The organism is Streptomyces sp., assembly GCF_031178505.1.
Lineage (GTDB): Bacteria > Actinomycetota > Actinomycetes > Streptomycetales > Streptomycetaceae > Streptomyces > Streptomyces gulbargensis.
In genome coordinates, this window is record NZ_JAPSIW010000875.1 from 1 (window position 1) to 2,654 (window position 2,654).

The following is a 2,654-nucleotide window of genomic DNA, read 5'->3' on the forward strand; positions in this document are numbered from 1 at the left end:
CGGGGGACCGCGTCTGTGGTTCCTGGTGGCCCTGGCCGCGTCGCTGGGCGCCAACGTCGCCACCGCCGGGCTTCTCGATCTGGATCACGTCCCCGCCTCACTCCGCGTCATCGTCGCGGGCTGGCCCGCCGTCGCCTTCTTCGGCGGCACGCTCTTGGCCCACGCACCGCGCGGCGGCACGGAAGCTCCGACGGTCCCGGCGTCGTCGTCGACGGACACGTGCGGGGAACGGCACCCCGGCCCGGCCGTCGTCGACACATCCGACCGGGACGCGCTGCCGGCACCGTCCCCCGAACCCGAACCCAAACCCGCTCCCGAGATCGCCGCCGAACCGGTCACCGCTCCGGCCCCGGCCTCAACGCCCGTTCCCGCCGTCGCGCTCCCGCCCGTCCTCGTCGACCGCGTCCGGGCCCTGGCCGACGAACACCGCTCGACCACCGGCCATCCCGCCGACCCCGACGCCGTACGCGCCCGGCTCGGCCTGCCTCCGTCCATGACCGCATCCGTCGCCGCTCACCTCTGAGAGGAGCACCACCATGCCCCGCCGCTTCCGCGACGTCCGCCGTATCGGCCCCGTGAACATCGCCTCCTACCTCGACCGCGGCAAGAACCGCCACCTGGCCGCCTGCACCGCGCCCCGCTGCGACTTCACCGCCGAGTACGACAGCCGCGCCGCCGCCGAACTCGCCGCCCGTACCCACCGCTGCTCGGCCTGACAGGAGAACACCGCCATGGACGTTCCGCTCTGGCTCGCCCTGCTCGTCGTCGGGGTCCTGGGCGTCAAGCTCATCCGCCCGCCCTGGTGGCTCATCGCCGTCCTGCTCGTCGGCGGCTATCTCCTCGCCGACAGCCTGCTTGCCCCCGTCATCGACAGCTTCCTCGAGTGACCCGCGAAAGGAGAGCGCTCATGTTCCGACCGAAGATCCCGACCATGCCGCAGCCCACCGGCCTGACCACCCCGCCCGCCGTCGTCGAACCGACCGCCCTCACGCCGGGTGTCCCGGCTTCGCCGCCGGCCTCCGTCGCCCCGGTCCCGGCTCGCCTGACCGCCCGACTCACGCCCGGTACCGCGCTCGCCCTCGTCGGCGGCGGTGCCTCCGCGGTCCTGGTCGTCGGCGCCGTCCTGGTCTCCATACTCCTCGCCGTCGCCCTCACCGCCACGTCCGTGGCCGTGTGCGCCGTCGCCCTCCGCTCGGTCCTCGGCCGCCGCTGACCTCATCGCTCCATCGCACCCGGCCTGCCCACACTGTCTAGCCCCCTGGACAGGCCGGGTGCGTGCACCGAATGCCCACCCCTTGCAAGGAGGAACCCGCACATGCGCTCTGCGGCTCCTGCCGGAGCCATTCGCCAGCTGGCAGCGCTCGCCCGGCACGGCGACCTCAGCGCCTACGCCCACCAGATCCAGCGTCTCGGCGGCTGCGAGCAACCGGTACGGATGGAGGGCCACCGGCTCGACGTCCACGCCGCAACCGGTGAGATCGTCCGCGAGATCGCCGACCGCGACCTTCCGGCCGGGCAGCTCCTCATCCGCTGCAACAACCGCCGCGCCACCCGGTGCGCCGCCTGCGCCGAGATCTACCGCAAGGACACCTTCCACCTGATCACGGCCGGACTGAGCGGCGGCAAGGGCATCGGTCCGGCCGTCGCCGAACACCCGCGGGTCTTCGCCACCTTCACCGCCCCGTCCTTCGGCCCCGTCCACAACCGCCCCGGCGGCGGCCGGTGCCGCTGCGGACGCCTCCACCCGGACCACGACCCCGCCCTCGGCACACCCCTGGACCCCGACCGCTACGACTACCGCGCGGCCGTCCTGTGGAACGCGCACGCCGGAGCCCTGTGGGCCCGCTTCGCCACCTACCTGCGCCAACAGCTCGCCTCCTGCGCGGGCATCAGCCGCTCGGCGCTGCGCCACTGCCTCAAGGTCTCCTACGCCAAGGTCGCCGAGTACCAGCGGCGCGGCGCCGTCCACTTCCATGCCGTCATCCGCCTCGACGGTCCGGACGGCGCCGAGGACGCCCCTCCGGCCTGGGCCACCACCGAACTGCTCACCGACGCGATCCGCTCCGCGGCCCGCCTCGCCGAGGCACCCGGCCCCGTCCTCGACGGCCGCGCCTACGCCTTCCGCTTCGGCGAACAGCTCGACATCCGTCCCATCCGCTCGGCCGACTTCGCGGGCACCTCGGAGCTGTCCAGCCGTGCCGTGGCCGCCTACATCGCCAAGTACGCCACCAAGGGCGCCGAGGCCGCGGGCACCCTGGACCGCCCCATCCGCAACCCGATCACCGACCTGATCGGCTCCGGCGTCACCGACCACGCCCGGCGCATGATCCTCACCTGCTGGCACCTGGGCGCCCTGCCCGAACTCGAAGACCTGCGCCTGCGCAAGTGGGCCCACGTGCTCGGCTTCCGCGGCCACTTCTCCACCAAGTCCCGCGCCTACTCCACCACCCTCGGCGCCCTCCGCCAGGAACGCGCCGACCACAACGAAGCCCTGGCCCGCGCACGCGCGGCCGAGGCCGGCCACCCGTTGCCCGACCCGGACACCGTCCTCGTCCTCTCCCACTGGGTTTTCGCCGGCACCGGCCTGACCGCCGCAGAACACCTCATCGCTCACGGCCTCCCCACGCCCGCAATCCCGGAAGGCGACGACACGG

5 protein-coding genes are annotated in these 2,654 nt (G+C 73.6%); all 5 read left to right on the top strand.

Annotation, left to right across the window (positions count from 1 at the left end):
• A partial coding sequence (locus tag RIF68_RS33775; protein ID WP_309055286.1) for a SpdA protein occupies window positions 1-523 on the top strand: 523 nt, incomplete at its 5' end.
• A gap of 13 nt (window positions 524-536) precedes the next feature.
• A complete protein-coding gene (locus RIF68_RS33780) occupies window positions 537-716 on the top strand; it encodes a mobile element transfer protein (RefSeq protein ID WP_309055287.1) in 180 nt (59 codons plus the stop codon).
• Between the two features lie 15 nt (window positions 717-731).
• Window positions 732-887, top strand: coding sequence for a hypothetical protein (locus RIF68_RS33785; RefSeq protein ID WP_309055288.1), 156 nt, complete (start codon window positions 732-734; stop codon window positions 885-887).
• Between the two features lie 20 nt (window positions 888-907).
• Window positions 908-1,213, top strand: coding sequence for a SpdD-like protein (locus RIF68_RS33790; RefSeq protein WP_309055289.1), 306 nt, complete (start codon window positions 908-910; stop codon window positions 1,211-1,213).
• Between the two features lie 102 nt (window positions 1,214-1,315).
• Window positions 1,316-2,654 (top strand): replication initiator (locus RIF68_RS33795; RefSeq protein WP_309055290.1); only part of this gene is annotated, 1,339 nt, incomplete at its 3' end.

Coding starts and splice junctions, on each gene's coding strand:
- RIF68_RS33785 (WP_309055288.1), top strand. CDS start 732: ATGGACGTTCCGCTCTGGCTCGCCCTGCTCGTCGTCGGGGTCCTGGGC.
- RIF68_RS33790 (WP_309055289.1), top strand. CDS start 908: ATGTTCCGACCGAAGATCCCGACCATGCCGCAGCCCACCGGCCTGACC.
- RIF68_RS33780 (WP_309055287.1), top strand. CDS start 537: ATGCCCCGCCGCTTCCGCGACGTCCGCCGTATCGGCCCCGTGAACATC.